This window comes from Phytoactinopolyspora endophytica (genome assembly GCF_004138495.1).
GTDB lineage: Bacteria > Actinomycetota > Actinomycetes > Jiangellales > Jiangellaceae > Phytoactinopolyspora > Phytoactinopolyspora endophytica.
In genome coordinates this window covers 142900-148555 of record NZ_ML142859.1, presented here as the reverse complement: position 1 = coordinate 148555, position 5656 = coordinate 142900, and the positions used below count along the sequence as shown (strand labels likewise).

The window sequence follows — 5656 nt, the reverse complement described above, 5'->3', positions numbered from 1 at the left end:
GGCCTGGGCGTGGAAGGCTTCGAGGTTGCTCGCACCGGCATACGTGCACGCACTGCGCACACCCGCGACGATCCCGTCGAGGACATCCTCGACACTCGGGCGCTCAGCATCCAGATACATCCGTGCCCTGGAGATGCCCTCGCCGAACAGGCCCTTGCGGGCTCTCTCGAACGGCGTGTCGTCGGCGGTCCGGGCCTGGACAGCCCGCGCCGAGGCCATGCCGAAGCTCTCCTTGTACAGGCGGCCCTCGTTGTCACGCAGGGTGTTGCCCGGAGACTCATACGTGCCGGCGAACCACGAACCGATCATCACGTTCGATGCGCCGGCGGCCAGTGCGAGCGCGACGTCCCGCGGGTGCCGCACGCCGCCGTCCGCCCAGACATGCTTGCCCAGCTCACGCGCCCGCGTGGCACACTCCAGCACCGCGGAGAACTGTGGCCGGCCCACCCCGGTCATCATCCGCGTCGTGCACATGGCACCGGGACCGACACCGACCTTGACGATGTCGGCTCCGGCCTCCACCAGGTCGGTGACGCCGTCGGCCGTCGTCACGTTACCGGCCGCGACGGGCACCTGGGGGTCGATCCGGCGTACGGCACGCAACGCGTCGATCATGCGTTCCTGGTGCCCATGGGCGGTGTCGATCACCAGGACGTCGACGCCCGCGTCGAGCAACGCCTTCGCCTTGGCTGCCACGTCTCCGCTGATACCGATCGCCGCCGCGATCCGCAGCCGCCCCTCGGCGTCGGTGGAAGGCATGTACAGGCTGGACCGGAGCGCGCGCTGGCGGGTCAGCACGCCGACGATGCGACCATCACTGTCCACGACCGGGGCCAGCCGGTGTCCGCCGCCATGCAACCGGTTGAACGACTCCTCGGCGCCGATGCCGTCAGGCAGCGAGAGCAGATCTGTCGACATGACACTTCGCACCTGGGTGAACCGGTCGGCACCCTCGCAGTCGGCCTCGGCCACCACACCGACCGCCCGGCCGTTCTCGACGACGACGACCGCGCCGTGGGCCCGCTTGGGCAGCAGGTTCAGCGCCTCACCCACCGTGCCCGTCGGTTCCATCCGCAGCGGGGTGTCATAGACGACGTGACGTTGCTTCGTCCACGCGATCACATCGGTGACGACATCCACCGGGATGTCCTGTGGGATCACCGCCAAGCCGCCACACCGGGCAAGTGTCTCGGCCATCCGCCGCCCGGACACCGCCGTCATGTTAGAGGCGATGACCGGGACCGTGGTGCCGCTGCCGTCCAAGGTGCGAAGGTCCACGTCGAGCCGTGAGCTCACGTCTGAGCGGCTCGGCACCATGTAGACATCGCTGTAGGTGAGATCGTGCTCAGGCACACGGTCGTGAAGAAAGCGCATAGGTCAAACCCCCATTGTCGGCAGCACCCCCAAGAGTACGATCTACCGCCCCTGCCGATCAGCGCAGCGGCTCCTCCAACGCAAGGATCCAGTCCGCATGGCCCCACCAGACCAGCTGCACGTCGGCGAGGTCGACTCCCGGGTCGACGATGGGGGCCGGCTCGCGCCCGTTCAAGGAGACTGACGTCACGGCGCGTATCTCGGCCCCGTCATGCAGGTCGGACAGATAGTGGGCGAACCGCACCACCCGCTCGGGATGACCGTACATCCGGAACTCTTGCTTCGGGTTCAGATGCTCCGAGGCGGTGACCTCCAATGTCGTACCGTTCTGTATGACGTAGAAGGTGCCGGTGCTCTGTTTGTCCCGCAGCTTCATGTGCCAGGAGAAGCGATGTGCCTCCTCCGTCCAGTTCGGTGATCCGGGTATCAGGTAGTGCCGCAACGGCACCAAGACCTGCACGACAGCCCAAGCGACCAGGAAGGTCGCCAGTGTCTTCGATATGCGTCCGGGAGCTGGGCGTGGCTCGGGCACGGATCGTGGCTCGGGCACCGACCGTGACTCGGATGCCGAGCCGGTCTGCGCCCGTGCCGGCACGTCCGAAGCCGAGAGCTCGGCCCCACGACGGCGGCGCTTGCGTGCCCAGGCCCAGACCCGCTCCGGCCAGTCCGGGCGGAAGTAGATGGTGGACGCCGCGATCATCAGCCATGGGAAGACGAAGAGCCCGAACAACCGCACGTTGAGCAGGTGGAAGCAACACGCGACGACGAAGGCCGGCACCTGGGTGCGACGGTGCAGCAGGAAGAAGGCGATGCTCAGGTCGAACAGCAGCGAACCGTACGTCATCACCAGCACGACGGGCTCGAAGTCGAACAGCGGCCCGATGAGCTGGACGTCGGTGCGGGCGTGCAGCCACATCCGCAGCGGCTCGCCTTGCAGCCAATCGAGGTTGAGCTTGGCCACCCCGCCGTAGAAGTACACGATGCCGAACTGGAACCGGAGCAGCCATACGACCCACGCGGGCACCGTCGACGACGCGAGCTCCGGCCGGCGCCGCGCGTCGAGCGACCATCTGCGCTCGAGCGGCATGAAGATCATGAAGAACGAGACGAGCGAGATCAGGTACTCATGGTTCTGAAAGTACGTGGAGTCGATCAGGAAGACATAGGTGTGCAGGACGAAGAATCCGGCTACGGCACGCCGGTACCAGAGCCCGAGGGCGATCAGGATGGCCAGTAGGCCTTCGACGACGTAGACGGCGTGTATGCCGAAGCCGGGAAGCGGCTTGATGAAGTCGAACCACGCGTAGGAGAAGTGGAACGACGTATCGACGTAGTACTCGTGCACCAGGGTCGGCAGGTACAGCAGAACGTTGACGAGCATCGCCACGCCGAACGCGATCCGGAAGAACGCCGCGCTCGCACCGTTGACCGGTTGTGCGGCAGCGGCGCGCGGATCCACCCACCGGCGCCGTTCGATGATCGCCATACTCAACGATCCTAGACTTACCTGCCGACAGGCAAGTTCCGCCGCCGCCACTGACGTGCACATCGGACCGCGCCCAGGTCCAGCCCTTCGACGACGACGCCGCCAGCCGGGATGCGGAAGGGCTACGAGTCAGGCGACTCCCACTCTGCGACCTCTCAGCCTCTAGTGTCCCGGGCTCAGCCGGAGCTCCAGCATGGCGGCGAACCTCGCCTCGGGGTCGTCCAGGTCGATCCCGCCGATCTCACCGATGCGCCGCAACCGGTACCGGAAGGTGTTCGGATGCACATGCAGTGTCGCGGCGGCCCTGCCGACATCCCCGAACGCGTCCAGCCAGGCCCGAAGCGTCTCCACCAGCTCACCACGATGTTTGGCGTCGTAGTCGGCCAGCCTGCCCACGGGGCCGGACGGTTCCTGGCGTTCGGCCGCCATCAGGTCGCCCAGCTCCAGCAGGAGGGAGGCCGCCCAGACGTCTTCGGCGCGCGCCACCCGGGACGGTGCCCGCCCGTTCCGCAGTACGCGCAGTGCACGGTCCGCGTCGGCCCGGGAACGCGGCAGCTCCGAGGCGTCGTCGGCGATCCTGCCGATGCCGATGACCACGGCGTCGTGGTCGCGGATCCGATCCACGAACTCTCGCGCCACGGCAACGGCTCGCCGGTCCGCGGCGATGTCACGCTCCGCCAGCGGGATGACGCCGTAGACGACGCCACCGACCAGCGCGACCGCCGAGCGCGGATGGACGGCGGCCAGGTGCAGCGCGAACGCCCCGGTCACGCGCTGCAGCTCCGCTTCGACACGCGAGGCGTCGCCGTGCTCACGCACGGTGAGCGCGAGTACGCAGCTCGGGCCCACCGCGACCCCCAACCGCCCGGCCGCCTCGGCCGCGCTCGGGCCGCCCTCCAGCAACGTCGCGACGAGCTCGGCACGCAGCCTCCGCTCCACGTCCGCGCCCGCCCGCTGCCGGAGAATGTGCAGCGCGACCAGCTTGGCCGAGTCGACGAACGCCTGCTCGCGTTCGGCCGACAGCGGGCCGGTTACGGCCGCCCACATCGACCCGAGCACCTCGTCGCCGGCGCGCACACGAACCGCCACCCGCGGCAGGTCGACGCCGGTGAGGCCGGTCACGAAGACCGGCTGGTCTGATCCGTACAGCGCCCGGAAGACACCCCTGCGTTCCAGCTCTCGGGTGAACCGCTCCGGCACCCGCCGGCCGAGCACGGTCTCCTTGCGCGGCTCGTCCGCTTGGTCCTGGTCGGCTGAGAACGCCAGCACCCGGGAGTTGAGATCCTCGATGGTGACCGGCCCATCGAGCAGCTCGGAGACCGCGCCCGCCAGCGCGAACAGGTCGCCCGCGGCCGCCCCGGCCAGGGTCTCGCCGTCTCCGCCGCCCAGATCGTCCACCGCCAGCAACGACCTCAACAGCGCCGCCACCTGGGCCCAGGAGGCTCCCCTGGTGAGCCCGAACAACACCACATCGGAGTCCCGGACCGCCTCCTGGACGGCACGCGACGTCTCGACCGGCACCCGGACCACCAGGCCGGCCGCACCGGCCTTGCCGATGTCCCTGATCACCGTAGTGATCTCGTCGGCGCCGGCAAGACCCACGCCGAGCACCAGCGTCTTGTCCGTGAGGTCCGGTGGATCCAGCGGGTCATGGAAGACGACGCCGCCTACCTCGGTGGCCGGGTCGACCCGGCCGGCCACCACTTCCAGCAACGTCGACCCTAGGTCGTCCATGACGCGGCTGAGCGTGGCCCGTGGCCGGTGCACCATTCTCAGCATCCTACGAACCCGGGGAGTCTCCTCCCAGCCATTCCGTGCTCGTGGTCCGTTCGCGCAGCGCGTCCGGCAGCGGCTCGACGCCGAGCCCGGGCCCGTCCGGGACCGCGACGTGGCCCTCCTCCAGCACGAACGGCTCGGTGATGTCGGTTTCGTAGTACCTGTCCGATGCCGACGTGTCACCGGGCAGACTGAACCCGGGGAGCGCGGCCAAGGCCACGTTCGCCGCCCGGCCCAGGCCTGTCTCCAGCATGCCGCCACACCAGACGGGCAGGCCGTGCGCTTGGCAGAGGTCGTGGATCCGCCGAGCCTCCAGGTACCCGCCGACACGGCCCGGCTTGATGTTGATCACCCGTGTGGCACGCAGCGCGATCGCGTCGGCCGCCACCTTCGCCGACACGATCGACTCGTCGAGACAGATCGGGGTGCGGACCAGCCGGGCCAGCTCGGCGTGCTGCCTCAGATCGTCTTCGGCCAGCGGCTGTTCGATGAGCAGCAGCTCGAACGCATCCAGCCGCGCCAGCGTGGCGGCGTCCGCCAGCGTGTAGGCCGCGTTGGCGTCCACCTGTAGCAGGAGCTCGTCGCCGAACCGCTCCCGAACCGCCCGCACGGGTTCCACGTCCCAGCCCGGCTCGATCTTCAGCTTGATCCGGAGGTATCCCTGCTGACGGTAGCCGTCGACGGCGTCCAGCAGCCGTGGGACCGTGTCCATGATCCCGACCGACACCCCGGCCGGCACCCGGTCACGCACCGCACCGAGATAGCCCCCGAACGACTCTCCACGTTCCCGCAGCCACGCGTCCAGCACGGCCGTCTCCATCGCGGCCTTGGCCATCCGGTGCCCCTTCACGGGCTCCAGCAGGTCGGCCACCTGGTGCGGGCGCAGGTCACCGGCGGCCAGCAGCCGCGGCCCCAGGAAGCGGCGGATCACGTCGGCGGCGCCGTCCACATACTCGGACGAGTACAGCGGCTCGCTCAACGCCACGCACTCGCCCCAGCCCTCGGCGCCCGGTGTAACCG

4 protein-coding genes are annotated in these 5656 nt (G+C 69.0%); all 4 read right to left on the bottom strand.

Features of this window, described 5'->3' with window-relative positions:
• The coding region (locus ELR45_RS20825) for a GuaB1 family IMP dehydrogenase-related protein (protein ID WP_129668144.1) at positions 1–1374 on the bottom strand (1374 nt) is incomplete at its 3' end.
• A 58-nt stretch (positions 1375–1432) separates the two neighbouring features.
• A complete protein-coding gene (locus tag ELR45_RS20820) occupies positions 1433–2860 on the bottom strand; it encodes an HTTM domain-containing protein (RefSeq protein ID WP_165367971.1) in 1428 nt (475 codons plus the stop codon).
• A 162-nt stretch (positions 2861–3022) separates the two neighbouring features.
• The gene (locus ELR45_RS20815) at positions 3023–4630 is read right to left on the bottom strand and encodes a PucR family transcriptional regulator (protein WP_129668062.1); all 1608 of its coding nucleotides are present in this window, start codon (positions 4628–4630) and stop codon (positions 3023–3025) included.
• A gap of 10 nt (positions 4631–4640) precedes the next feature.
• Positions 4641–5656: o-succinylbenzoate synthase (menC, locus tag ELR45_RS20810; RefSeq protein ID WP_240759950.1), on the bottom strand; the 1016-nt coding region annotated here is incomplete at its 5' end.